This window comes from Streptomyces sp. NPDC054770, from assembly GCF_053611985.1.
In genome coordinates, this window is the sequence record NZ_JBSHBL010000051.1 from 1 (window position 1) to 22,625 (window position 22,625).

27 protein-coding genes are annotated in these 22,625 nt (G+C 72.0%); 21 read left to right on the forward strand and 6 right to left on the reverse strand.

The features are described from left to right. Positions 1-472 precede the first annotated feature (472 nt). The 4 genes from ybaK to ACWGKQ_RS34600 form a co-directional block, all read right to left on the reverse strand. A complete protein-coding gene (ybaK, locus tag ACWGKQ_RS34585) occupies positions 473-979 on the reverse strand; it encodes a Cys-tRNA(Pro) deacylase (RefSeq protein ID WP_453295970.1) in 507 nt (168 codons plus the stop codon). Between the two features lie 16 nt (positions 980-995). Next, entirely contained in the window at positions 996-1,736 is a 741-nt protein-coding gene (locus ACWGKQ_RS34590) for an LON peptidase substrate-binding domain-containing protein (RefSeq protein WP_453295971.1), read from the reverse strand. 11 nt (positions 1,737-1,747) lie between these two features. Beyond that, entirely contained in the window at positions 1,748-2,812 is a 1,065-nt protein-coding gene (locus ACWGKQ_RS34595; RefSeq protein WP_453295972.1) for a hypothetical protein, read from the reverse strand. A gap of 147 nt (positions 2,813-2,959) precedes the next feature. Next, a complete protein-coding gene (locus ACWGKQ_RS34600; protein ID WP_453295973.1) occupies positions 2,960-4,537 on the reverse strand; it encodes an oxidoreductase in 1,578 nt (525 codons plus the stop codon). Between the two features lie 210 nt (positions 4,538-4,747). On the opposite strand from ACWGKQ_RS34600, the gene hisD reads away from it, so the two are divergent. The 10 genes from hisD to ACWGKQ_RS34650 all read left to right on the forward strand — a co-directional run bounded on the left by hisD (position 4,748) and on the right by ACWGKQ_RS34650 (position 12,454). Further along, on the forward strand, positions 4,748-6,073 hold the full coding sequence (gene hisD / locus ACWGKQ_RS34605) for a histidinol dehydrogenase (RefSeq protein ID WP_453295974.1): 1,326 nt from the start codon (positions 4,748-4,750) through the stop codon (positions 6,071-6,073). Then, positions 6,070-7,179, forward strand: a complete 1,110-nt coding sequence (locus tag ACWGKQ_RS34610; protein WP_453295975.1) for a histidinol-phosphate transaminase — start codon at positions 6,070-6,072, stop codon at positions 7,177-7,179. Before hisD ends, ACWGKQ_RS34610 begins: the two co-directional genes overlap by 4 nt. Then, the gene (hisB, locus tag ACWGKQ_RS34615; RefSeq protein ID WP_453295976.1) at positions 7,176-7,769 is read left to right on the forward strand and encodes an imidazoleglycerol-phosphate dehydratase HisB; all 594 of its coding nucleotides are present in this window, start codon (positions 7,176-7,178) and stop codon (positions 7,767-7,769) included. The genes ACWGKQ_RS34610 and hisB overlap by 4 nt, the downstream gene beginning before the upstream one ends. 4 nt (positions 7,770-7,773) lie before the next feature. Beyond that, positions 7,774-7,938, forward strand: coding sequence for a hypothetical protein (locus tag ACWGKQ_RS34620; RefSeq protein WP_167449919.1), 165 nt, complete (start codon positions 7,774-7,776; stop codon positions 7,936-7,938). After that, positions 7,935-8,579 carry an imidazole glycerol phosphate synthase subunit HisH gene (gene hisH / locus ACWGKQ_RS34625; RefSeq protein WP_453295977.1) on the forward strand — a complete coding sequence of 215 codons (645 nt, stop codon included), beginning with the start codon at positions 7,935-7,937 and terminating at the stop codon, positions 8,577-8,579. The genes ACWGKQ_RS34620 and hisH overlap by 4 nt, the downstream gene beginning before the upstream one ends. Beyond that, positions 8,576-9,301: a bifunctional 1-(5-phosphoribosyl)-5-((5-phosphoribosylamino)methylideneamino)imidazole-4-carboxamide isomerase/phosphoribosylanthranilate isomerase PriA gene (priA, locus tag ACWGKQ_RS34630; protein WP_453295978.1), complete on the forward strand. Its 726-nt coding sequence runs from the start codon at positions 8,576-8,578 to the stop codon at positions 9,299-9,301. Before hisH ends, priA begins: the two co-directional genes overlap by 4 nt. Further along, positions 9,298-9,702 carry a Rid family hydrolase gene (locus tag ACWGKQ_RS34635; protein WP_453295979.1) on the forward strand — a complete coding sequence of 135 codons (405 nt, stop codon included), beginning with the start codon at positions 9,298-9,300 and terminating at the stop codon, positions 9,700-9,702. Before priA ends, ACWGKQ_RS34635 begins: the two co-directional genes overlap by 4 nt. Next, positions 9,699-10,469, forward strand: a complete 771-nt coding sequence (gene hisF, locus ACWGKQ_RS34640) for an imidazole glycerol phosphate synthase subunit HisF (protein WP_453295980.1) — start codon at positions 9,699-9,701, stop codon at positions 10,467-10,469. Before ACWGKQ_RS34635 ends, hisF begins: the two co-directional genes overlap by 4 nt. Before the next feature lie 136 nt (positions 10,470-10,605). Beyond that, positions 10,606-11,193, forward strand: coding sequence for an ArsR/SmtB family transcription factor (locus tag ACWGKQ_RS34645; RefSeq protein WP_453295981.1), 588 nt, complete (start codon positions 10,606-10,608; stop codon positions 11,191-11,193). A 13-nt stretch (positions 11,194-11,206) separates the two neighbouring features. Continuing rightward, positions 11,207-12,454 carry an MFS transporter gene (locus ACWGKQ_RS34650; protein ID WP_453295982.1) on the forward strand — a complete coding sequence of 416 codons (1,248 nt, stop codon included), beginning with the start codon at positions 11,207-11,209 and terminating at the stop codon, positions 12,452-12,454. 6 nt (positions 12,455-12,460) lie between these two features. Here ACWGKQ_RS34650 and ACWGKQ_RS34655 read toward each other — a convergent pair whose 3' ends face one another. After that, entirely contained in the window at positions 12,461-12,859 is a 399-nt protein-coding gene (locus ACWGKQ_RS34655; protein ID WP_453295983.1) for a VOC family protein, read from the reverse strand. Between the two features lie 10 nt (positions 12,860-12,869). Next, positions 12,870-13,505 carry a TIGR03085 family metal-binding protein gene (locus tag ACWGKQ_RS34660; protein ID WP_453295984.1) on the reverse strand — a complete coding sequence of 212 codons (636 nt, stop codon included), beginning with the start codon at positions 13,503-13,505 and terminating at the stop codon, positions 12,870-12,872. 73 nt (positions 13,506-13,578) lie between these two features. On the opposite strand from ACWGKQ_RS34660, the gene hisI reads away from it, so the two are divergent. The 11 genes from hisI (at position 13,579) to lgt (ending at position 22,565) form a co-directional block, all read left to right on the forward strand. Continuing rightward, positions 13,579-14,019 (forward strand): phosphoribosyl-AMP cyclohydrolase, encoded by a 441-nt coding sequence (gene hisI, locus ACWGKQ_RS34665; protein ID WP_453295985.1) that lies wholly within the window; start codon positions 13,579-13,581, stop codon positions 14,017-14,019. 11 nt (positions 14,020-14,030) lie between these two features. Next, positions 14,031-15,509 carry an anthranilate synthase component I gene (locus ACWGKQ_RS34670; protein WP_453295986.1) on the forward strand — a complete coding sequence of 493 codons (1,479 nt, stop codon included), beginning with the start codon at positions 14,031-14,033 and terminating at the stop codon, positions 15,507-15,509. Between the two features lie 72 nt (positions 15,510-15,581). Beyond that, positions 15,582-16,226 carry a TIGR02234 family membrane protein gene (locus ACWGKQ_RS34675; protein ID WP_453295987.1) on the forward strand — a complete coding sequence of 215 codons (645 nt, stop codon included), beginning with the start codon at positions 15,582-15,584 and terminating at the stop codon, positions 16,224-16,226. A gap of 205 nt (positions 16,227-16,431) precedes the next feature. Continuing rightward, a complete protein-coding gene (locus tag ACWGKQ_RS34680) occupies positions 16,432-16,698 on the forward strand; it encodes an HGxxPAAW family protein (protein WP_453295988.1) in 267 nt (88 codons plus the stop codon). A gap of 79 nt (positions 16,699-16,777) precedes the next feature. Continuing rightward, on the forward strand, positions 16,778-17,224 hold the full coding sequence (locus tag ACWGKQ_RS34685) for a DUF2752 domain-containing protein (RefSeq protein WP_453295989.1): 447 nt from the start codon (positions 16,778-16,780) through the stop codon (positions 17,222-17,224). Positions 17,225-17,363: 139 nt separating this feature from the next. Next, a complete protein-coding gene (gene trpC / locus ACWGKQ_RS34690) occupies positions 17,364-18,173 on the forward strand; it encodes an indole-3-glycerol phosphate synthase TrpC (protein ID WP_453295990.1) in 810 nt (269 codons plus the stop codon). 21 nt (positions 18,174-18,194) lie between these two features. Next, on the forward strand, positions 18,195-18,419 hold the full coding sequence (gene trpM, locus ACWGKQ_RS34695; protein WP_393841167.1) for a tryptophan biosynthesis modulator TrpM: 225 nt from the start codon (positions 18,195-18,197) through the stop codon (positions 18,417-18,419). A 79-nt stretch (positions 18,420-18,498) separates the two neighbouring features. After that, positions 18,499-19,782 (forward strand): tryptophan synthase subunit beta, encoded by a 1,284-nt coding sequence (gene trpB / locus ACWGKQ_RS34700; protein WP_453295991.1) that lies wholly within the window; start codon positions 18,499-18,501, stop codon positions 19,780-19,782. Continuing rightward, positions 19,779-20,597, forward strand: coding sequence for a tryptophan synthase subunit alpha (trpA, locus tag ACWGKQ_RS34705; RefSeq protein WP_453295992.1), 819 nt, complete (start codon positions 19,779-19,781; stop codon positions 20,595-20,597). Before trpB ends, trpA begins: the two co-directional genes overlap by 4 nt. Positions 20,598-20,700: 103 nt before the next feature. Continuing rightward, on the forward strand, positions 20,701-21,477 hold the full coding sequence (locus ACWGKQ_RS34710; RefSeq protein ID WP_453295993.1) for a DsbA family protein: 777 nt from the start codon (positions 20,701-20,703) through the stop codon (positions 21,475-21,477). A 92-nt stretch (positions 21,478-21,569) separates the two neighbouring features. Continuing rightward, a complete protein-coding gene (gene lgt / locus ACWGKQ_RS34715; RefSeq protein WP_453295994.1) occupies positions 21,570-22,565 on the forward strand; it encodes a prolipoprotein diacylglyceryl transferase in 996 nt (331 codons plus the stop codon). The last annotated feature ends 60 nt before the right edge of the window (positions 22,566-22,625 follow it).

A 22,625-nucleotide genomic window follows, 5' to 3' on the forward strand; every position in this document is an offset into this window, starting at 1 on the left:
GCCCCCGCACCCCCGCTCGGCCTGAACGGCCTCGTCCTCAAACGCCGGACGGGCTGAAGAGGGCACAGACCGGCTGTCGTCTCAAGGCCGGACGGGGCTGAAGGGGGCGCGGATCGGCTGTCGTCCGAAGGCCGGACGGGCTGGAAGGGGCGCGGACCGGGTGTCGTTCTCAAACGCCGGAGTCGGTGACTGGCGAGCGGGGGCGGCGGCAGAAGAGTCAGGGGCGCGGGGAACTGCGCGAAAGGCCCCCGCCGGCCCGCGGGTGGGGTGTTGCCTGGTGGGTGTTGTGGCGGGGGCCGGCAGGGGTGCGGGGGCTGTGCGGGCGGGTTATTCCGTGGTCTGGGTCCCGGGTGTCCCTATGCCGGACGGCGACCGTGGTTCGAGCGGGCCTTCTTCAGGCGCCACTTCCTTTTCCGTGTCTTCTTCGACATGTCTTCCGTACTTAACCGAGCACGGAGACTCCGTCGAGGGGTCACGCACGTCCGATGGGCGCGAGGGTCGCGTTCGTGAGGGTGGCGAGGGCGGTCGGGGTGAGTTCCACCTCCAGGCCGCGGCGGCCCGCCGAGACGCAGATCGTGGCGTGGGCCGATGCCGAGGCGTCCAGGACCGTGGGGAGTTTCTTGCGCTGGCCCAGCGGGGAGATGCCGCCGCGGACGTAGCCCGTGGTGCGCTCGGCCAGGGCCGGGTCCGCCATCGCCGCGCGTTTGCCGCCGACCGCCGTTGCCAGGGCCTTGAGGTCCAGGCTGCCGGCCACGGGGACGACAGCGACCGTGAGCGCGCCGTCCACGTCCGCGACCAGGGTCTTGAAGACACGGTCGGGGGACACGCCCATCGCCTCCGCCGCCTCCTCGCCGTAGGACGGGTGGGCGGGGTCGTGGTCGTAGGAGTGGACCGTGAAGTCCACGCCGGCCGTGGTCAGGGCCACCGTCGCCGGGGTGCCGCCGCCCCCGGGCTGGTTCTTCTTCGGCTTCTTCGGCATGTCAGGAAACCCCGGCTCAGTTCAGACTCGTCGGCGACCGCGTCAGGTCCGCCGCGGGCAGTGACGGCAGGTTACGGATGATCGCCGTCTCGGAGCGAAGGAGTTTCAGCTCGTCGCGCAGGCGGGAGGCGGTGTCGGGGGCCTGGAGCAGCCGCTGCTTGGTGGGGGTGTCGTGCATCATCGCGGCCGCGACCAGGTAGGAGACGACGGCCGGTTCGTCGGGGAGGTCCATGCCCGCGGTGAGCGAGCGCTCCCGCGCGCCCGCCAGGCGCTTCTGGTACTGGCGGAAGGCCCGCAGGACGCCCTCGGCCAGCGCGCCGGCCTCGTCGCCCGGCTCCTCCGGCAGCTCCTCCAGCTCCGCCGTCAGGAACGGGCCCGACGCGTCGACGGAGAGCAGCCGCACCCGGGTCGTCCCCGTCGCCAGCACCTCGAACGTGCCGTTCGCCCGCTCCCGGATCGTCGCCGCGTCCGCCACACAGCCCACCCGGTGGAAGGACTTGAGCGGGTCGGGCCCGAAGCCGGCCGCCGGGCCCCGGTCGGGCTGGGCCGTCGGGTCCGGCATGCCCGGCGCGCTCGGCGCCACCTCGTGGCCGTCGCGGATCGCCACGACGGCGAACCGGCGTGGTTCTTCCTCGGGCGTCTTCAGCAGGTCGCGCATCATGGCGCGATAACGCTCCTCGAAGACGTTCAGCGGCAGCACCAGCCCCGGGAACAGCACCGAGTTCAGTGGGAAGAGGGGGAGACGGACGGTGGTCACGGCGCCACAGCCTAGTGGTCATCGGCGGTGACATGTCCGCCGTGCTCGGCCCGTGGGCGCCCCGCCGCCCTCGGCGAGGGGATCGGCGCGGCCTCCGGCGGCGGTTCGGTACCGGCCAGCAGGTGGTCGCGCAGCCGCAGGAAATGGCCCAGCGGGTCGTCGGAGAGGCGGTCCCAGGGGAAGGACGTGACGTACGGGCCGATCAGGTGCAGCTGGGTGCGGGCCGCCTCCGGGCGGTTCAGCCGGACCAGCAGGTACATCAGCTGGTTGCGGACCTCGGCCGGCCAGGGGTCGGCCGCCGGGAACCGTGCGGAGAGGGCGATCGCCCGGTCGGCCGCCGCGTCCAGGCGGGCGCGCGGCACCTCGGGGCCGCAGCCGTCGGTGAGGTAGCCGAAGGCCGCGCGGGCCGGCAGGGCCTGGACGAGCGAGTCCGGCGGGGCGTCCTGCGCGGCCAGGTCGGCGAAGTCGAAGCACTCGCCGTGCGAGCCGTGCCAGTACGTGGCCAGGTAGCGCAGCGCCGCCACATGGCAGCCGGAGTGGTGCGGGGCGCGCCGGACCGCCGCCTCCCACAGCTCCTCGAAGTACTTGTGGCCGGCGTTCGTGCCGCGGGCGTGGTCGAGCGCGATCCGCCACGGCACCGGGTCCCGGTCGTCGCCGCGGGCGGCCGCCGTGATCAGGGGGCTGAGCGGGCGCAGGAGTTCCGCGCGGGCGGGGGAGTCCCAGGCGTGGTCCACCGCGAGCTGGGCCTGGACCAGCAGCAGGTCCGGGTCCTGCGGGGCGGTCACGGCCCACTCGTCGAGCCACTCGGCACGGGAGCGGGCGAAGAGCGCGAGCCGGTGCACGTACCGGTCCCGTTCCTCCCACTCGGCCGCGCTCCGGGTGCCGGCCAGCAGTGTCGCGGCGGGTTCGTGCTCGCCCCGGCCGGCCGCGACCAGCGCGGGGGCGAGCCGTTCGTCGGGCGCGTCGAGGAACACCTCGTCGTCGGCCGGGAGCGGTCCGGCGGCGCGAGGCGAGGCGGTCGTTGCCCTCCGTGGGGAACGGAAGAGCGTGCGCAGCGAAGCCATGGTGTTGACCATTGAAAGTCCGCAGCTCGGAGCTGCGCCAGACGGTATGGCGAACTCCACGAAAGTTGTACGGCCGCCGGTCAAGGGCGGGTAAAAGGTGAGGGGTGCTCATCTGTTCGGTACCTGTCAGAGACGCCGGTGCCTCCGTGGCACCGCTCGTCACCCCCGCCTCAGCAGCCTCGTCGCCCCCGCCGCCACCGTCGTCGCCAGGATCCAGCCCAGCAGGATCATCACCGCCGCCGCCCACTGCCAGCCGCCGGTGAGCCGCCACTGGCCGACCTGGCCCAGGTCGATCACCGGCAGCAGCAGGTCCAGGACGAACAGCGCCGGATCCCAGGCCGGGTGGCCGCCGGAGTTCATCGGCGGATGCGGGGCGTGCGTGAACCCGAGCGTGCCCGCCGCCCACAGCACCGCCATCCACACCGCCGCCCGGCCCGGCCGGTAGCCGTAGGCCACCGTCAGGTCCTGCGCGTACCCCCAGAGCTTGGCGGCCGGCGGCAGCGTCTCGCGGCGCCGCCGCTGCTTGGCGAGCAGCACCTCGCGCGCGTCCTCGTCCTCGCCGGCGGCCCGCAGCACGGTCGCGAGCCGCTCGTACGGCTCCGGGTTGTACTCGGCGGTCGCCGCGGCCACCCAGTCGAGGCGCCGGGTCAGCGGGAACGGGCCCTGCGGGACCAGGTTCTCGTAGACGAAGCCGCCCATGTGCAGCCGGCCCGGACCCGGCCAGCTGGTCGCCCGGTCGACCAGGTTGGTGGTCCGGGCGCCCGACAGCAGCACCCCGCCGCGCTGCGGCTCCTCGCCGAGGAACCGCAGTTCCGGCGTCTGCACCCGGCGCAGCGACAGGTTCTGGTCGTCCGTGAAGGCCAGCCGCGCCCGCTCCAGGTCCACCGCGTCCCCGAACCGCCCGTCGTCCAGCCGGATCCCGCCCTGGCACTCGAACCGCTGGATCCGCGTCCCGCGCGCCGGGGTCGTCCCGCTCTGCCAGGGGCCGCCCACCCCCGCCGGGGTCAGGTACAGGGTCCGGCCGACGGTCAGCTGGGGCGCGTTCAGCGCGAACCGCCCGTCGGGATTGCGCAGCCGCGCCCCGCGCAGGCTCAGCGAGACGCCCACCTTGGCGCTGCGCAGGCTCAGCTCGCCGTGCGACTCCAGGAGCTCGGCCTGGAGGTCCTGGCCGACGGTCATGCCGTCCGCGGCGATCGACCGCCCGCTGCGGTCCCGGTACACCACCGCCTGGTTCAGCAGCAGATCGGTGCCGATGTGCGCGTCGGTCAGCCGGACCCCGCCGAGGAAGCGGCAGCGCGGCAGATGCAGGTCACCCTCCGTGTGCAGCCGGGCCGCCTCCAGGCGCGGCGCCGCGCAGTCCACGAACCGCACGGTCGTGAAATGCGCCTCCGGCAGCAGGATCTCCTCGTCGAACCGGCAGCCGCGCAGTTCCACGTACGGCGTGACCGTGCCGCCCGCCAGGTCGAGCGGACCGGCGATCCGGACGCCGACCAGCTTCAGCGAGGCCACCCGGCCGGACAGCGCCGGCGGGCCGTCCAGCAGCAGCCAGCAGACGATCCGCGCCCGCACGGTCCGCTCGGGCCCCCACGGGTGGCCGCCGTGCGGATCGTCCACGTGCAGGTCGCCGCTGCTCAGGTCGTACACACTGCCGTTGCGGAACGCCTGCCACATACCGGCCTCGGCCGCGGTCAGATCGTCCGGCAGGTCCCCGTCCCGGACGCCGTCCCCCTCGGTCACGGCTTTTCCTTCTTCCTCAACTACTCGTCAGTCATGTGTTCGCCAAGCGGTGATGCCCGCTCCGTCACGCCTCGAACACAAGACGTATCAACACGTGAAGGTGATCTTCCGGGTTCCGGCCAGGCTACGTACCGGCCGTCGCCCCGCATTCTGTATCAGCCATTGATACGCGCGGACGGGCCCCGAGTGCCGTCTGAGAGAATTGATTCCGTGATCTCCCGAATCGATCTGCGTGGCGACGCCCTCCCCGAGGGCCCCGCCCTGCGCGACCTGCTGCCCCGAGCCGACTTCGACGTCTCGGCCGCCCTGGAGAAGGTGCGTCCGATCTGCGAGGCCGTGCATCATCGGGGCGACGCGGCGCTGATCGACTTCGCCGAGAAGTTCGACGGGGTCACGCTGGAGCAGGTGCGGGTTCCGGCCGAGGCCCTGGCCAAGGCGCTGGACGAGCTCGACCCGGCCGTGCGCGCGGCCCTGGAGGAGTCCATCCGGCGCGCCCGTCTCGTCCACCGCGAGCAGCGTCGTACGGACCGCACGACCCAGGTGGTGCCGGGCGGGGCCGTGACCGAGAAGTGGGTGCCCGTGGAGCGCGTCGGGCTGTACGCGCCCGGCGGCCGGTCGGTCTACCCGTCCTCCGTGATCATGAACGCGGTGCCCGCCCAGGAGGCCGGCGTCGAGTCCATCGCGCTCGCCTCGCCGCCGCAGGCCGAGTTCGGGGGCCTGCCGCACCCGACGATCCTCGCCGCCTGCGCCCTGCTCGGCGTCGACGAGGTGTACGCGGCCGGCGGCGCCACCGCCGTCGCGATGTTCGCCCACGGCACCGAGTCCTGCCCGCCCGCCAACATGGTCACCGGCCCCGGCAACATCTGGGTGGCCGCCGCTAAGCGCTACTTCACCGGCAGGATCGGCATCGACGCCGAGGCGGGCCCGACCGAGATCGCGGTCCTCGCGGACGCCACCGCCGACCCGGTGCACGTCGCCGCCGACCTGATCAGCCAGGCCGAGCACGACCCGCTGGCCGCCGCCGTCCTGGTCACCGACTCCGTCGAGCTGGCGGACGCGGTCGAGAAGGAACTGGAGCCGCAGGTCGCGGCCACCAAGCACGTCGACGACCGGATCGTCCCCGCCCTGCAGGGCCGGCAGTCCGCGATCGTCCTGGTCGACGGCATCGACGAGGGCCTGCGGGTCGTCGACGCGTACGGCGCCGAGCACCTGGAGATCCAGACGGCCGACGCCGCCGCGGTGGCCGACCGGGTGCGGAACGCGGGCGCGATCTTCATCGGGCCCTGGGCACCGGTCTCCCTCGGCGACTACGCCGCCGGGTCCAACCACGTGCTGCCCACCGGCGGCTGCGCGTGCCACTCCTCCGGGCTGTCCGTCCAGTCCTTCCTGCGCGGCATCCACATCGTCGACTACACGAAGGACGCGCTGGCCGACGTCGCGCACCACGTGGTCACGCTGGCGGAGGCGGAGGACCTGCCCGCGCACGGCGCGGCGATCAAGGCAAGGTTCGGATGGAAGGTACCCGAGAGCAAGTGAGCTTCGGCATCGACGATCTCCCCGTCCGGGACGAGCTGCGCGGCAAGTCCCCCTACGGCGCGCCCCAACTGGACGTCCCGGTACGGCTGAACACCAACGAGAACCCGTACCCGCTGCCCGAACCGCTGGTCGAGCGGATCACGGAGCGGGTGCGCGAGGCCGCCCGGGACCTGAACCGCTACCCCGACCGGGACGCGGTCCAGCTCCGCACCGAGCTGGCCAGGTACCTGACGAGGACCGGCAACCACCCGCTCGCCGTCGAGAACGTGTGGGCGGCCAACGGCTCCAACGAGGTCATCCAGCAGCTGCTGCAGACCTTCGGCGGACCCGGCCGTACGGCGATCGGCTTCGAGCCGTCGTACTCGATGCACTCGCTCATCTCGCGCGGCACCGGCACCCGCTGGATCTCCGGACCCCGGAACGAGGACTTCACCCTCGACGTGGCGGCGGCCTCGGCGGCCATCGCCGAGCACCGGCCGGACGTCGTCTTCATCACCACCCCCAACAACCCCACCGGCAACGCGGTGCCGGCCGAGACGGTCCTCGCGCTCTACGAGGCCGCCCAGGCCGCCAAGCCCTCGATGGTGGTGGTCGACGAGGCCTACATCGAGTTCAGCCACGGCGCCTCGCTGCTGCCGCTGCTCGAAGGCCGGCCGAATCTCGTCGTCTCCCGGACCATGTCGAAGGCCTTCGGCGCGGCCGGCCTGCGCCTCGGCTACCTCGCCGCGCACCCCGCGGTGGTGGACGCCGTGCAGCTCGTCCGGCTGCCGTACCACCTGTCGGCGATCACCCAGGCGACCGCGCTGGCCGCCCTGGAGCACACCGACACGCTGCTCAAGTACGTCGAGCAGCTGAAGGCCGAACGGGACCGGCTGGTCGCCGAGCTGCGCGCGGCGGGCCTCGAAGTCACCGAGTCCGACGCCAACTTCGTGCAGTTCGGGCGGTTCGAGGACCCGCACGCGGTGTGGCAGCAGATCCTCGACCGGGGAGTCCTCGTCCGGGACAACGGCGTGCCCGGATTCCTGCGGGTGTCCGCCGGAACCCCCGAAGAGAACGACGCGTTCCTCGACGCGGTACGTGAAGTCAAGAAGGAGCTGGACGCATGACCCGCGTAGGGCGCGTGGAGCGCACCACCAAGGAGACCTCGGTCCTCGTCGAGATCGACCTCGACGGCACCGGCAAGACCGACATCGCCACCGGCGTCGGCTTCTACGACCACATGCTCGACCAGCTCGGCCGGCACGGTCTGTTCGACCTCACCGTGAAGACCGACGGCGACCTGCACATCGACTCGCACCACACCATCGAGGACACCGCCCTCGCCCTCGGCGCCGCCTTCAAGCAGGCCCTCGGCGACAAGGTCGGCATCTACCGGTTCGGCAACTGCACGGTCCCGCTGGACGAGTCCCTCGCCCAGGTCACGGTCGACCTGTCCGGCCGCCCGTACCTCGTGCACACCGAGCCGGAGAACATGGCGCCGATGATCGGCGAGTACGACACCACCATGACCCGGCACATCCTGGAGTCCTTCGTCGCCCAGGCACAGATCGCCCTGCACGTGCACGTGCCCTACGGGCGCAACGCGCACCACATCGTGGAGTGCCAGTTCAAGGCGCTGGCGAGGGCGCTGCGCTACGCCTCCGAGCGCGACCCGCGCGCGGCCGGCATCCTCCCGTCGACGAAGGGCGCGCTGTAAAGCCATGAACAGTCTGTCCTCCCTGCTGATCGTCGTCGGCCTCTTCCTGGTCGGCGGAATCGTCTCCTTCGTCAAGCAGAAGATGCCCACCAGCCTGATCGTGCTGCTCTCGATCGGCGCCGCGATGTGCCTGGTGGCGGGCGTCATGAGGCTGGAGGTGTGGAATTGACCGCACCGTCGAAAAAGGTCGTCGTCTTCGACTACGGCTTCGGGAACGTCCGGTCCGCCGAGCGTGCTCTCGCCCGTGCCGGGGCCGACGTCGAGATCACCCGTGACTTCGACAAGGCCATGAACGCGGACGGCCTGCTGGTGCCCGGCGTGGGCGCCTTCGCCGCCTGCATGGAGGGCCTGCGCGGGGCGCGCGGGGACTGGATCATCGGCCGCCGGCTGTCCGGCGGACGGCCGGTGATGGGTATCTGCGTCGGCATGCAGATCCTGTTCGCGCGCGGCATCGAGCACGGCGTGGAGACCGACGGCCTCGACGAGTGGCCCGGCTCGGTCGAGCCGCTCCAGGCCGAGATCGTTCCGCACATGGGCTGGAACACCGTGGACGCACCGGCCGGCTCCCAGCTGTTCGCCGGCCTGGACGCCGACGCGCGTTTCTACTTCGTGCACTCCTACGCCGTCCACGAATGGTCGCTGGAGGCCCACAACGCGTCGCTGCGGGCCCCGCTGGTGACCTGGTCGACGCACGGCAAGCCGTTCGTGGCGGCCGTGGAGAACGGCGCCCTGTGGGCCACCCAGTTCCACCCCGAGAAGTCCGGCGACGCCGGCGCCCAGCTCCTCACCAACTGGATCGGAACACTGTGAGCACGCTCGAACTCCTCCCCGCCGTCGACGTCCGCGACGGCCAGGCCGTCCGCCTCGTGCACGGCGAGTCCGGGACCGAGACCTCCTACGGCTCCCCTCTGGAGGCCGCCCTCGCCTGGCAGCGCTCGGGCGCCGAGTGGCTGCACCTGGTCGACCTGGACGCGGCGTTCGGCACCGGCGACAACCGTGCGCTGGTCGCCGAGGTCACGAAGGCGATGGACATCAAGGTCGAGCTCTCCGGCGGCATCCGCGACGACGCCACCCTCGCCGCGGCCCTCGCCACCGGCTGCACCCGGGTGAACCTTGGCACGGCCGCCCTGGAGACCCCCGAGTGGGTCGCCAAGGTCATCGCCGAGCACGGCGACCAGATCGCGGTCGGCCTGGACGTGCGCGGTACGACCCTCAGGGGCCGCGGCTGGACCCGCGACGGCGGCGACCTCTACGAGACGCTCGCCCGCCTCGACAAGGAGGGCTGCGCCCGCTACGTCGTCACCGACATCGCCAAGGACGGCACCCTCCAGGGCCCGAATCTGGAACTGCTGCGCAACGTGTGCGCCGCGACGGACCGGCCGGTCGTGGCCTCCGGCGGCGTGTCGTCGCTGGACGACCTCCGCGCGCTGGCCGGCCTGGTACCCCTCGGTGTCGAGGGCGCCATCGTCGGGAAGGCGCTGTACGCCAAGGCGTTCACCCTGGAAGAAGCACTGGAGGCAGTGACACCATGACGTCCGATGCCGTACGGCGCGTGCAGAGCGGAAGCCCCTGGGAGGAGACCTTCGGTTTCGCCCGCGCCGTCGCGGCGGGCGACCGTGTGGTGGTGGGCGGTACGACGTCCTTCAAGGGCACCGTGCTGTACGGGGAGGGCGACCCCTACGAGCAGGCCAAGGTGGCCTTCGCCGCCGCCCTGGAGGCGATCGCCGAGTTCGGTCTCGGACCGGAGTCCGTGATCCGCACCCGCCTGTTCCTCGCGCACGCGCGCGACATGGACGCGGTGGGACGCGCCCACAAGGAGGTCTTCGACGCGGTGCGCCCGGTGACCACGTTCGTCGTGGTGACCGGCTTCGTCGACCCGCGCATCCTGGTCGAAGCAGAGCTAGAGGCATACAGAGGAGCCGTGGATTCATGACCCTGGCGGTCCGAGTCATCCCCTGCCTGGACGTGGACAACGGCCGGGTCGTCAAGGGCGTCAACTTCCAGAACCTGCGCGACGCGGGCGACCCGGTCGAGATGGCCAAGGTGTACGACGCGGAGGGCGCCGACGAGCTGACCTTCCTGGACATCACCGCCTCCTCCGGTAACCGGGAGACCACCTACGACGTGGTGCGCCGCACGGCCGAGCAGGTGTTCATCCCCCTGACGGTCGGCGGCGGCGTCCGCACCGCCGAGGACGTCGACAAACTCCTCCGCGCGGGCGCCGACAAGGTGGGCGTCAACACGGCGGCCATCGCCCGCCCGGACCTGATCCGCGAGATCGCGGAACGCTTCGGCCGCCAGGTCCTGGTCCTGTCCGTCGACGCCCGCCGCACCCCTTCCCGCACCAGCTCATCCGGCTCCTTCGAGGTCACCACGCACGGGGGCCGCCGCGGCACCGGCATCGACGCAGTCGAATGGGCGCACCGGGCCGCCGAACTGGGCGCGGGCGAGATCCTGCTCAACTCGATGGACGCGGACGGCACCAAGGACGGCTACGACCTGGAGATGATCGCCGCCGTCCGCAAGCACGTCACGGTCCCGGTCATCGCCTCCGGCGGCGCCGGCGCACTGGCCCACTTCCCCCCGGCCGTCACCGCGGGCGCCGACGCGGTCCTCGCCGCCTCCGTCTTCCACTTCGGCGACCTGCGCATCGGCGAGGTGAAGCAGACCCTGCGCGAGGCGGGACACCCGGTGCGGTGACGCCGCGCTGAGTTTCGGCCCCGGTGCCCTCGGTGGGGGCCGGGGCTTTTTGCCGTCCTGAGACGCCCGCAGATACGAAAGAGAAGTTGCGCAAAATAAATTGCGCAACTTCTCTTTCGTATCTAGGGTCGTGGGCATGGCAAGCAAGGAGAACCGCCGGATCACCGATGTGGGCACGCTGAAGGCCCTCGCTCACCCGCTGCGGGCGGACCTGTACCGGCTGCTGTCCGCCGAGGGGGTCGCGACGGCGTCCCGGCTCGCCGAGCATGTGGACGAGGCCGTGTCCCTGGTCAGCTATCACCTGCGCAAGCTGGCCGAGCACGGCCTGATCGAGGAGGCGGAGCCGCAGTCCGGGGACGGGCGGGAGCGGTGGTGGCAGCGCGCGTCGGACGGGGTGAGCATCCGGGACGCCGACTTCCGCGGTGAACCGGAGAAGGCCGCCGCCCACCTCGCCGCCACCCGCCTCTTCCACGAGCAGCGTGCCGCCCGCTACCGGCGCTACCTGGACGAGCGCCCCACCTGGAGCCCCGACTGGAACACCGCGTCCGTCGACAGCGAGTCCTGGATGCGGCTGACCCCGGAGGAGCTCGCCGCTCTGCAAGCCGAGTTGGAAGCTCTCCTCCACAAGTACGACGAGCAGGGCCGGTCCGCCGAAGCGAACGGTGACACCGAAGGGCGCGAGCACGTCGCGCTGTACATGTACGGCTTCCCGTTCCGCGTCTGAGAGGACCGCCGCAGTGACCGTCACCGCCGCCGTACCCTCGACCACCGCCGCGCCCCGCCCCGCCCACCGCGACCCCGACGTCCTGCGCTGGCTCGGTGCCTACACCTCCTCCATGGTGGGTGACAGCGTCTACTACGTCGCCCTGTCCTGGGCCGCCGTCCAGGGCGGCTCGCCCGCGCAGGCCGGGGTCGTGATGTCCGTCAGCGCGATGCCGAGGGCCGTGCTGATGCTCTTCGGCGGGGTGATCGCCGACCGGCTGGGGCCGCGCCGGGTCGTGATCGGCAGCGACGCGGTGCGCTGCGCGGCCGTCCTCGCCGTGGCCGCGCTGCTCTTCCTGACCAGCCCCGGCCTGTGGCCGCTCGCGGCGCTCGCCCTGGTCTTCGGCATCGTCGACGCCGTGTTCATGCCCGCCGTCGGCGCCCTCCCCGCGCGCGTGACCAGCCGCGACCAACTCGCCCGCGTGCAGGGCATGCGCGGTATCGCCATCCGCGTCGCGAGCATCCTCGGCGCCCCGCTCGGCGGCCTCGGCGTGGCCGTCGGCGGCGCCGCGGCCGCCTTCGGCCTCGCCGGGCTGCTCATCGCCGTGTCGGTACCGCTGCTGATGACCCTGCGGGTGCGGGAACTCCCCGCCGACGACCGCGTCGCCGCCGCCACCCCCTGGCAGGACCTGCGGGCCGGTCTCGCCCACATCCGCCGCCACCGCGTCCTGGCTCCGCTGATGCTGGCCATCGCCCTCGGCGACCTGGGCTTCGTCACCCCCCTCAACGTCGGGCTGACGCTGCTCGCCGACCGGCGCGGCTGGGGTGCGGCCGGGGTGGGCTGGGTGCTCGCGGGGTTCGGCGTCGGCGCCGGGGCCGCCTCACTGCTGCTGACCGTGCGGGGGCGGCTGCCGCGCGCGGGTCTGGTCGCCGGCGTCTCGATCCTCGCCGGGTCCGTCGCGATCGGTGCCCTCGCCTTCGTACCGGGCCTGGCCGGCGCCGTCGGCGTGGCCCTGCTGATCGGGCTGCTCGCCGGGCTCAGCGGCGCCATGTGCAATGCGCTGCTGCAGACCCAGGCCGACCCCGCCTGCCTGGGCCGGGTCACCTCCGTCTCCGGTCTGATCAGCCTGGGCCTGACCCCGCTGAGCATGCCGTTCACGGCCGCCGCGATCGGCGCCTTCGGGCTCGGCCCGGTCTACGTCGTCAGCGCCGTCGTCTGCGGGCTCGGCGGGGTCGTCGCGCTGGCCGTACCGGGGCTGCGCCGGGCCGAACTGCCCCGCTGAGGGCGGTCAGACCTTCGGCTGGGTCAGCTGGATCAGGTTGCCGACCGTGTCGTCCAGGACGGCGGCGACGACCGGGCCCTGGTCCTGCGGTTCGTGCGGGAAGCGGACGCCCAGGGCGCACAGGCGGTCGTACTCCGAACGGATGTCGTCCACCGAGAAGACGATGGCCGGCAGGCCGGCCTCGTAGACGGCCCTGCGGTACGGGTCCACGAGGGGGCCCTGGCCGGGCTCCAGCAGGAGCTGCAGGTCCGGCTGGGCGCCCTGCGGGGCGCCGACCGTGACGAACCAGGTGCCGTCGCCCAGGTCCAGCCGGGTGCGGGTCTCGAAGCCGAGGACGTCCGTGTAGAAGGCGTGCGCCTTCGGCACGTCGTCCACGTACACGCTCGTCATCGCGATCCTGATCACCGCGGGCTCCTCAGAGGCCCAGCGCCCTGGACTCGTGCAGCTTGGCGATCGCGTTCTCGTCGCCGTCCACCTCGACCTTCGCCTTGCTCTGCCGGCCGAACGCGAACATCAGCAGCTCGGAGGGCTCGCCGGTCACCGTCACCACCGGGGCACCGCGATGGGCGACCGCCGTCTGGCCGTCCGGGCGGCGCAGCACCAGGCCCGTCGGCACGCCCCTGCCGAGCAGCCGGGCGGTGCGCTCCAGGCGGGACCACAGGGCGTCCTGGAAGACCGGGTCCAGCTCCCGCGTCGACCAGTCCGGCTGGGCCCGGCGGACGTCCTCGGTGTGCACGTAGAACTCGACCGTGTTGGCCGCCTCGTCCACCTGTTTGAGCTGGAAGGGCGAGAACCGCGGCGGACCGGTGCGGATCAGCTGGATCAGCTCCTCGTACGGCTTCGCCGCGAACTCGGCCGTCACCTTCTCGAGGCGCGGCGCCAGCTGCTTGATCACCGTGCCCCCCGCCGCGTCCGGCCGGCGTTCGCGCACCACCACGTGCGCGGCCAGATCACGGGTCACCCAGCCCTCGCAGAGGGTCGGTGCCTCGGGACCGGCGGTCTCCAAGAGGTCGGCGAGCAGAAGCCGTTCACGCTTGGCGAAGGTCGACATACCGCCAGCCTACGACCACACTCACCGTCCGGACAGTGGACACGGACCGTGACTGTCGGTGGCGCGCGGCACAATGGCACCCATGACCAGTACGACCGGTACGACGGGTACGCCCCCGTCCAGTGGCCTCGCCCCGGAGATCGCCGCCCGCCTCAAGCGCAGCGCCGACGGACTCATCCCCGCCATCGCCCAGCAGTACGACACCGGCGAGGTGCTGATGCTCGGCTGGATGGACGACGAGGCGCTGCACCGGACCCTCACCACCGGCCGCTGCACCTACTGGTCGCGCAGCCGCCGGGAGTACTGGGTCAAGGGCGACACCTCCGGCCACTTCCAGTGGGTGAAGTCGGTCGCCCTCGACTGCGACGCCGACACCGTGCTGGTCAAGGTCGACCAGGTGGGCGCCGCCTGCCACACCGGCGACCGCACCTGCTTCGACGCCGACGTGCTCCTGAAGGACGCCGAGCACGGCCATGAAGGCTCCGATTCCGGCGTACCCGCCTCCGATCAGTAAGGTCTGCCGCCATGGACCTCGAGACCTTCCGCAAGCTCGCGACCGACCGGCGTGTCATCCCGGTCACCCGCAAGCTCCTCGCCGACGGCGACACCCCGGTCGCGCTCTACCGCAAGCTCGCCGCCGAGCGCCCCGGCACCTTCCTGCTGGAGTCCGCCGAGAACGGCCGCTCCTGGTCCCGGTACTCCTTCGTGGGGGTCCGCTCCGCCGCCACCCTCACCGCCCGCGACGGCCAGGCCCACTGGCTCGGCATCCCGCCCGTCGGCGTGCCCGTCGACGGCGACCCGCTGGCCGCCCTGCGCGCCACCATCGAGACCCTGCACACCCCGCACGACCAGGACCTGCCCCCCTTCACCGGCGGCATGGTCGGCTACCTCGGCTACGACATCGTGCGCCGCCTGGAGAAGATCGGCCCGGGGGAGCGCGACGATCTCCGGCTCCCCGAGCTGACCATGCTCCTCACCAGCGACCTCGCCGTCATGGACCACTGGGAGGGCTCGGTCCTGCTGATCGCCAACGCGATCAACCACAACGACCTCGACACGGGCGTCGACGAGGCCCACGCCGACGCCGTGGCCCGCCTGGACGCCATGGAGGCGGACCTCTCCCGTCCGGTCGCCCAGCCGCCCGCCGTCCTGCCGCCCTCCGAACTCCCCGAGTACACCGCCCTGTGGGGCGGCCCCGACTTCCAGGTGGCCGTCGAGGACATCAAGGAGCGCATCCGCGCGGGCGAGGCGTTCCAGGTCGTCCCCTCCCAGCGCTTCGAGACCCCGTGCACGGCGAGCGCACTGGACGTGTACCGGGTCCTCAGGGCCACCAACCCGTCGCCGTACATGTACCTCTTCCGCTTCGAGGGCTTCGACGTCGTGGGATCCAGCCCCGAGGCCCTGGTCAAGGTCGAGGACGGGCGGGCCATGGTGCACCCCATCGCCGGCACCCGGCCGCGCGGGGCCACCCCGCAGGAGGACCAGGCCCTCGCCGACGAGCTGATGGCCGACCCCAAGGAGCGCGCCGAGCACCTGATGCTCGTCGACCTCGGGCGCAACGACCTGGGGCGGGTCTGCGAGCCCGGCTCCGTCGAGGTCGTCGACTTCATGTCCGTCGAGCGGTACTCGCACGTCATGCACATCGTCTCGACGGTCACCGGAAAGGTCTCCGAGGGCCGCACCGCCTTCGACGTCCTCACCGCCTGCTTCCCGGCCGGCACCCTCTCCGGCGCCCCCAAGCCCCGCGCGATGCAGATCATCGACGAGCTGGAGCCGTCGAGGCGGGGGCTGTACGGCGGCTGCGTCGGCTACCTCGACTTCGCCGGCGACTCCGACACGGCCATCGCCATCCGCACCGCCCTGCTCCGCGACGGCACGGCGTACGTCCAGGCGGGCGCCGGCATCGTCGCCGACTCCGACCCGGTCGCCGAGGACCAGGAGTGCCGCAACAAGGCGGCGGCGGTCCTGCGGGCGGTGCACACGGCCAACAGGCTGGGCAAGTAGGCGCCCCGACCGGGTAAATGGGGCGCTTCTCACCCGACCCCGGGTGACCGTTCGCCCGGGGTTCAAGCGATAGTGGAGTACGTGACTGCTGTTCCTCACCCCCGTTCCGAAGCCGGCGAGCCCGCCCGGTCCGGCCGCCGCAGCCTCGCCGTCGCGCTGCTGTTCGGCTCGCTCGGCGCGGCCGTCGCCCTGCTGTCCAGCCGGCAGCGCTGGGCGGAGGGCACCGCGACGGTGGCCGGTGGCGCCTTCCCGCTGACCGCCAAGGGCAGTGACGTCACGGGCGTCCCCGCGGCGCTCGCGATAGTGGGCCTCGCCGCGCTCGTCGCCGTCTTCGCCGTCCGCAGGGCGGGCCGCTTCCTGGTCTCCGGGCTCCTCGCGCTCTCCGGCGCCGGCATCGCCGCCGCGGCCCTGCTGGGGGCCTCCGACGGCTCCGCGCTCGACGAGAAGGCCGCCGAGGCCAGCGGTGACACGTCCGCCACGGTCGACGCCCTCAGCCACACCGGCTGGCCGTACGTCGCCGCGGCAGGCGGGGCGCTGATCCTTGTCGCCGGACTGCTGGCGCTGCGCTACGGCCGGCTGTGGCCCGCCATGTCCGGCCGCTACGAGCGCGGTACGGGGGCGGAGCGGCCGCGCCGCGCGCCGAAGCCGGTGGATCCGGACCGGCCGGAGGACATCTGGAAGGCGCTGGACCGGGGTGAGGATCCCACCGGCGCGTGACGCTTCGCTGTAAGTGCCGCCGCTATGGGTCGTCGGTTGTCTGCGGCGCCGTTGTGGCTGGCCGCGCAGTTCCCCGCGCCCCTTACGGGGCGCTACAGGCGATGTGGCGAATCAGACGCCACCCCCGCTCATCGCACCCGGGTGGGTGCGGGACAATCGGGAGTGAGCGTCCGGAAGGACACGTACGAGCAACGAGGAGCAAGTCATGGCGGGCAACAGCCACGGTCACACCCCGGCCGCCTGGACCGGCGTCACCATCGCCATCATCGGTTTCTGCGTCGCGGGCGCCTTCATGGTGATGGCGCAGCCGGTGGGTTTCTGGGCCGGTATGGCGATCGTGGTCCTCGGTGGTGTGGTGGGCGCCATCATGAGTGCCATGGGTCTGGGCATGCCGAAGCGGGCCCCGCTGGTGACGTCCCACAGCGCCCCGGCCACCACCACGACCCGGGAGCCGGTCGGCGCCGAGAGCTGACCGCCCGCGCTTTTCGAGGGGCGCCCCGGACCCGGTCCGGGGCGCCCCTCGCGCGCGTGTGCCGACCGTACGGGGCACAATGCGAGGCGTGAACGCCGACAGCAGCGCAGCCGCCCCACCGGTGACGCCCTCCCTGCGGGGCCGGCTGGCCGTGCCCGTCTCGGTGCTGGGCGCCGTCGTCGGAGCCTTCGCCTACGTCGGCACCGTCGACCCCGACCAGCCCGGCCACTACCCGGTCTGCCCGCTCTACCGGCTCACCGGCCTGTACTGCCCCGGCTGCGGCGGCCTGCGCAGCGCGCACGCGTTCGTCCACGGGGACTTCCTGGCCGCCCTGCGGGACAACGCGGCGGGTGTGGTCGCCTATCTGGCCTTCGCCGTGGTGTGGACCGTCTGGGTGGCGCGCGCGGTGCGCGGCCGACCTGCCCGGATCGAGCTCAGGCCGGTGGGGATGTGGAGCCTCGGCGCTTTGCTGCTGGTCTTCACCGTTGTCCGGAACCTGCCCTTCGGCGGCTGGCTGCATCCTTGATCAACTGGTGAACGTCCAGGTAGTGGGACCTGGCGTCAACTGGATGCGAGGCCTGCGCCGTCCTGCGGATACCATCGATATGACCATGGGTTTTGACCCGACTGGAAGAACCGTCCGGAACCGGAAGGGGACCGCTCGCGTGAGTGTGCTCGACGAGATCATCGACGGAGTCCGTGCCGACCTCGCGGAACGGCAGGCGCGCGTCGGCCTCGACGAGCTCAAGCAGCGCGCGGAGAAGGCGCGGGCCGCCAAGGACGGCGTGGCCGCACTGCGCGGCGAGGGCGTCAAGGTCATCTGCGAGGTCAAGCGCTCCAGCCCGTCCAAGGGCGCGCTGGCCGCGATCGCCGACCCGGCCGCGCTCGCCGCGGACTACGAGGCGGGCGGCGCGGCCGTCATCTCCGTCCTGACCGAGCAGCGCCGCTTCGGCGGCTCGCTGGCCGACCTGGAGGCGGTCCGGGCCCGGGTGGACATCCCGGTGCTGCGCAAGGACTTCATCGTCACGTCGTACCAGCTGTGGGAGGCCCGTGCGTACGGCGCCGACCTCGCGCTGCTCATCGTCGCGGCCCTCGACCAGCCGGCCCTGGAGTCGCTGATCGAGCGCGCCGAGTCCATCGGCCTGACCCCGCTCGTCGAGGTCCACGACGAGGACGAGGTCGAGCGTGCGGTGGACGCGGGCGCCAAGGTGATCGGTGTCAACGCGCGCAACCTGAAGACCCTGGAGGTCGACCGCTCCACCTTCGAGCGGGTCGCCCCCGAGATCCCCGACCACATCGTCAAGGTCGCCGAGTCCGGCGTCCGCGGCCCGCACGACCTGATCGCGTACGCCAACGCGGGCGCCGACGCGGTCCTGGTCGGCGAGTCCCTGGTGACCGGCCGCGACCCCAAGTCGGCGGTGGCCGACCTGGTGGCGGCGGGCGAACACCCCGCACTCCGGCACGGCCGCCCCTGATCACCCGCTAGGCTGACCCCGATGACTCTCACCGTGACGACCGTGGACCGGTACGCCCGCCTGGCGCGCGGCTGCCGCCCGAGGGGCTGCCGAGCCCCAGCGAGGCGTGTCCACGGCCGCCGGGTGCGGTACGTCATCGGTGACGAACCCGGGCAGGTGAACGGACGTCGATGGCAGCGCCCCGTCAGGGGCGCGGGGCTGAACTTGATGTGCGGCTACCGCCGCGCGGGCGCGAGCAACCACTGACGGCTCGCAGCCATCGGACATATCCCCGCCCCCACGGCGAATAGTGTCTTTTCACACGCACTCACCGTGAGGTTTCCGCATGCCCAGCGACTACTTCTTCCCTGACCCCGAAGGCCAGGTGCCCTCTCCCGAGGGCTACTTCGGCGCCTTCGGCGGCAAGTTCATCCCGGAGGCCCTCGTCGCCGCCGTGGACGAGGTCGCCGTCGAGTACGACAAGGCCAAGCACGACCCCGAGTTCGCCCGCGAACTCGACGACCTGCTGGTCAACTACACCGGCCGCCCCAGCTCCCTCACCGAGGTGCCCCGCTTCGCGGAACACGCCGGCGGCGTCCGGATGTTCCTCAAGCGCGAGGACCTCAACCACACCGGCTCGCACAAGATCAACAACGTGCTCGGCCAGGCCCTGCTCACCAAGCGCATGGGCAAGACCCGCGTGATCGCGGAGACCGGCGCCGGCCAGCACGGCGTGGCGACGGCCACCGCCTGCGCGCTGTTCGGCCTCGACTGCACCATCTACATGGGCGAGATCGACACCCAGCGGCAGGCCCTCAACGTGGCCCGGATGCGCATGCTCGGCGCCGAGGTCATCGCCGTGAAGTCCGGCAGCCGCACCCTCAAGGACGCCATCAACGAGGCGTTCCGCGACTGGGTGGCCAACGTCGACCGCACCCACTACCTCTTCGGCACGGTCGCAGGACCGCGCCCCTTCCCGGCGATGGTCCGCGACTTCCACCGGGTCATCGGCGTCGAAGCCCGCCGCCAGCTCCTGGAGCGGGCCGGCCGCCTCCCCGACGCGGCGATCGCCTGCGTCGGCGGCGGCTCCAACGCCATCGGCCTCTTCCACGCCTTCATCCCCGACGAGGGCGTCCGCCTCATCGGCTGCGAGCCCGCGGGGCACGGCATCGAGACCGGCGAGCACGCGGCCACCCTCACCGCAGGCGAGCCCGGCATCCTGCACGGCTCCCGGTCCTACGTCCTCCAGGACGACGAGGGCCAGATCACCGAGCCGTACTCGATCTCGGCCGGTCTGGACTACCCGGGCATCGGCCCCGAGCACTCCTACCTCAAGGACTCCGGCCGCGGTGAGTACCGCGCGGTCACCGACGACGCGGCCATGCAGGCCCTGCGCCTGCTGTCCCGCACCGAGGGCATCATCCCGGCCATCGAGAGCGCCCACGCCCTCGCCGGCGCCCTGGAGGTCGGCAGGGAACTCGGCAAGGACGGGCTGATCGTCGTCAACCTGTCCGGGCGCGGCGACAAGGACATGGACACCGCCGCGCGCTACTTCGGCCTCTACGACACCGACGCCGAGGTCGCCGCCGACGCCACCGCCACCGCCGAGATCGAGGGGGACGCCAAGTGAGCGGGAACATGCAGCTGCTGTCGGACACCCTCGCCGGTGCCAAGGCCGAAGGCCGGTCCGCGCTCATCGCCTACCTCCCGGCCGGGTTCCCGACCGTGGACGGCGGCATCGAGGCGATCAAGGCCGTCCTGGACGGCGGCGCGGACGTCGTGGAGGTGGGCCTGCCGCACAGCGACCCGGTCCTCGACGGTCCCGTCATCCAGACCGCCGACGACATCGCCCTGCGCGGCGGTGTGAAGATCGCGGACGTCATGCGCACGGTCAAGGAGGCCTACGAGGCCACCGGCAAGCCGATCCTCGTCATGACCTACTGGAACCCCATCGACCGCTACGGCGTCGAGCGGTTCACCGCCGAGCTGGCCGAGGCGGGCGGCGCGGGCTGCATCCTGCCCGACCTGCCGGTGCAGGAGTCGGCCCTCTGGCGGGAGCACGCCGAGAAGCACGGCCTCGCGACGGTCTTCGTCGTGGCGCCGAGCAGCAAGGACGAGCGGCTCGCGAAGATCACGGCGGCGGGCAGCGGCTTCGTCTACGCGGCCTCGCTGATGGGCGTCACCGGTACCCGGGAATCGGTCGGCGCGCAGGCCCAGGACCTGGTCGAGCGCACCCGCGCCACCCGCACCGAGCTGCCCGTCTGCGTCGGTCTCGGCGTCTCCGACGCGGCCCAGGCCGCCGAGGTCGCCGGCTTCGCCGACGGTGTGATCGTCGGTTCGGCGTTCGTGAAGCGGATGCTGGACGCGCCGGACCACGCGGCCGGGGTGGCGGCCGTCCGCGACCTCGCCGGTGAGCTGGCGAAGGGTGTGCGCCGACAGGTGTGACCCGCAGGAACACCGGCAGGAACTAACAGGACATTCGGTCACTCGAACGAGTGGACCTGGGACCGGGGAGGCGCGCTGCGCCTCCCCGGTTCGTTCTGGTGGTGTGAGCGAGAAGAATCGTGACGGAAAGCGGATGGCCCGTGAGCGGCTGGCGGCCGAGCGCGAGAAGCAGCGGGCCGCGGACAAGCGGCGGCGCGCGCTGATCGTGGGCGCGAGCGTCGTCTGCGTCCTGGGCCTGGCGGCGGTGGTCGGCGTGGTCGCCGCGAACGCGGGCAAGGACAAGGGCAGCGCGAGCTCGGGTCCGGTCGTGGCGCCCTCGGGTGCCCAGGGCAAGGACAGCCTGGCGGTCCCGGTCGGCAAGGACGGCGCCAAGTCCACGCTCACCATCTGGGAGGACTTCCGCTGCCCGGCCTGCAAGGCCTTCGAGACTGCGTACCGTCCGACGCTCCATGAGCTGGTCGACTCCGGCAAGCTCAGAATCGAGTACCACCTGGTCACGCTGATCGACGGCAACCTCGGCGGCACCGGCTCCCGGAACGCGGCCAACGCGGCGGCCTGCGCCCAGGACGCCGGCAAGTTCCGCGACTTCCACGACGTGCTGTATGAGAACCAGCCGGAGGAAACCGACGACGCGTTCTCGAACAACGACAAGCTGATCGAGCTGGCCGGCAAGGTCGAGGGGCTGAACACCCCGGCGTTCCAGAAGTGCGTCAAGAACGGCACGCACAATTCCTGGGTGGTGAAGTCCAACCAGGCCTTCCAGGCGGCCAAGTTCGGCGGCACGCCGACCGTCCTGCTCGACGGCAAGAACATCTACCAGGACCAGACCATGACCCCGGCCAAGCTGAAGCAGCTGGTCGAGGACGCGAACAAGGGGTAGGTGAGGGTAAGCGATTCTCACGTCCCCGTTATGGAGCCGTAGCCGGGCTGGTTGCCGTCGCCCCGGTCCGGCACGGTAGCGTCGACCCTGCCATGGAAACAATCGCCTACATTCCCAGCCCTTCGCGCGGAGTGATCCACCTCGGTCCCATTCCGCTGCGCGGCTACGCGTTCTGCATCATCATCGGTGTCTTCGTAGCCGTCTGGCTCGGCAACAAGCGCTGGATCGCCCGGGGCGGGCGGGCCGGCACCGTGGCCGACATCGCTGTCTGGGCCGTGCCGTTCGGCCTCGTCGGCGGGCGCCTCTACCACGTGATCACGGACTACGAGCTGTACTTCAGCGCGGGCCGTGACTGGGTCGACGCGTTCAAGGTCTGGCAGGGCGGCCTCGGTATCTGGGGCGCGATCGCGCTCGGTGCGGTGGGCGCCTGGATCGGCTGCCGGCGCCGGGGCATCCCGCTGCCGGCCTACGCCGACGCCATCGCCCCCGGCATCGCCTTGGCCCAGGCGATCGGCCGCTGGGGCAACTGGTTCAACCAGGAGCTGTACGGCCGCGAGACGCATGTTCCGTGGGCCCTGCACATCACCTCCTCCGAGGGCGGCCGGGTGCCGGGCTACTACCACCCGACCTTCCTCTACGAGTCGCTGTGGTGCATCGGCGTCGCCTTCCTCGTGATGTGGGCCGACCGCCGCTTCAAGCTGGGGCACGGCCGGGCCTTCGCGCTGTACGTGGCGGCGTACTGCGTGGGCCGCGGCTGGATCGAGTACATGCGCGTCGACGACGCCCACCACATTCTCGGCCTGCGGCTGAACGACTGGACCGCGATGATCGTGTTCCTGCTCGCGGTGCTGTACATGGTGCTCTCCGCGAAGAAGCGGCCGGGCCGGGAGACGGTGGTCGAGCCGGGCGTCTCCGACGGGGACACCGAGGCCGACGATGCCGGTGAGGGCGTCCAGGCCGCCGAGGCCGCCGAGGCGAAGGACGCTCCGGAGGCGGAGGCTTCCGGGGACGAGACCGAAGCCGAAGCGGAGGACGAGTCCGCCGACGAGGTCAAGGACGAGGCCGGGTCGGCGACGAAGAAGAGCTGACCTGCTGCGATACGACGAAGAGGGCGCCCGGTCTCGAACCGGGCGCCCTCTTCGCATGCG

Bases quoted from the DNA above. Each gene is read 5' to 3' on its own strand.
- ACWGKQ_RS34670 (WP_453295986.1), top strand. From the start codon at position 14,031: ATGGACCTCGAGACCTTCCGCAAGCTCGCGACCGACCGGCGTGTCATC.
- ACWGKQ_RS34635 (WP_453295979.1), top strand. From the start codon at position 9,298: ATGACGTCCGATGCCGTACGGCGCGTGCAGAGCGGAAGCCCCTGGGAG.
- hisB (WP_453295976.1), top strand. From the start codon at position 7,176: ATGACCCGCGTAGGGCGCGTGGAGCGCACCACCAAGGAGACCTCGGTC.
- ACWGKQ_RS34680 (WP_453295988.1), top strand. From the start codon at position 16,432: ATGGCGGGCAACAGCCACGGTCACACCCCGGCCGCCTGGACCGGCGTC.
- ACWGKQ_RS34685 (WP_453295989.1), top strand. From the start codon at position 16,778: ATGCGAGGCGTGAACGCCGACAGCAGCGCAGCCGCCCCACCGGTGACG.
- ACWGKQ_RS34595 (WP_453295972.1), bottom strand. From the start codon at position 2,812: ATGGTCAACACCATGGCTTCGCTGCGCACGCTCTTCCGTTCCCCACGG.
- ACWGKQ_RS34620 (WP_167449919.1), top strand. From the start codon at position 7,774: ATGAACAGTCTGTCCTCCCTGCTGATCGTCGTCGGCCTCTTCCTGGTC.
- ACWGKQ_RS34660 (WP_453295984.1), bottom strand. From the start codon at position 13,505: ATGTCGACCTTCGCCAAGCGTGAACGGCTTCTGCTCGCCGACCTCTTG.
- ACWGKQ_RS34645 (WP_453295981.1), top strand. From the start codon at position 10,606: ATGGCAAGCAAGGAGAACCGCCGGATCACCGATGTGGGCACGCTGAAG.
- trpB (WP_453295991.1), top strand. From the start codon at position 18,499: ATGCCCAGCGACTACTTCTTCCCTGACCCCGAAGGCCAGGTGCCCTCT.
- trpM (WP_393841167.1), top strand. From the start codon at position 18,195: ATGACTCTCACCGTGACGACCGTGGACCGGTACGCCCGCCTGGCGCGC.
- lgt (WP_453295994.1), top strand. From the start codon at position 21,570: ATGGAAACAATCGCCTACATTCCCAGCCCTTCGCGCGGAGTGATCCAC.
- hisI (WP_453295985.1), top strand. From the start codon at position 13,579: ATGGCACCCATGACCAGTACGACCGGTACGACGGGTACGCCCCCGTCC.
- ybaK (WP_453295970.1), bottom strand. From the start codon at position 979: ATGCCGAAGAAGCCGAAGAAGAACCAGCCCGGGGGCGGCGGCACCCCG.
- hisF (WP_453295980.1), top strand. From the start codon at position 9,699: ATGACCCTGGCGGTCCGAGTCATCCCCTGCCTGGACGTGGACAACGGC.